Genomic DNA, 809 nt, shown 5'->3' with positions numbered 1-809 from the left:
AGCGCGTTCACCGTCGGGCATGCCGTGCTGGCTACCGTGTTGCAGTTCGGGTCGGGCACCGCCTGTTGCACGTACCAGAGCAGGGGCTTGTCTAGCTCGTTGACCTGCGTCTGCGTCAGCGCCGTGCCTAGCGCGATGTTGTGCGCCTTGGCGTAGTCCGCGGCGTTCTTGTAGAGGCTCAGCTTTTCCTGGTCCGTGACCGAGAGCTGGTTCTGGCTGTCCCAGGCCAGGCCGCTCACGAAGCTGGCTTGGCCGGTCTGTTGCAGCGCGGCTTGCTGGAGCTTTTGTCCTTCGGTGTAGGGGTCGTAGTAGAAGCTGACCTTGCCCGGGCGCAGGTCGGCGGGTAGCTGCGCCAGCAGGTTGTCGGGCGTGACGCCGGCCAGCACGGCGGTGGCCGGGCTGTTGTTCAGGTATTGCGCGCGGTCCGTGGTGCCGTTGGGTGCGGTGACCGGATTGCCGCCGAGGTTGGCGTTGAAGTGCCAGTCGATGGTTTGGCTGCTGCCGGTGGTGGGCGCGGCAGGCGTGGCCACGATGACCGGGTTGAACTGCCAGGGGGTGGTCGGGTTGTTCACCGGCGTGGCGGCCGGCACCGCGCCGCCGGGCGTTGCCACGGGGCCTAGCGAGATGACTTGCTGCGGGCCGGTTGCGGGCGGCGTGGGTTGCGTCGGGCTGGTGTAGCCGTTCACCAGGGCGGCGCCGGTGACATCGACCGTGCTGCCCATCAGGTTGCCGGTGTTGAGCACCTGGCCGCCGGCCGTTACCGACAGTGCGTTGCTGGCCTGGATCCCGGACTCCAGGCTGCCGAGCGT

At 68.2% G+C, this 809-nt stretch carries 1 pseudogene; it reads right to left on the bottom strand.

The features are described from left to right. Nucleotides 1-809: pseudogene (locus OR16_RS37375) on the bottom strand (hemagglutinin); the annotation flags it as partial.

Source organism: Cupriavidus basilensis OR16 (genome assembly GCF_000243095.1).
In the GTDB taxonomy this organism is placed as follows: Bacteria; Pseudomonadota; Gammaproteobacteria; order Burkholderiales; family Burkholderiaceae; genus Cupriavidus; species Cupriavidus basilensis_D.
Note: the sequence above shows the minus strand (reverse complement) of the source record. Positions and strands in the feature narration are given on the sequence as shown.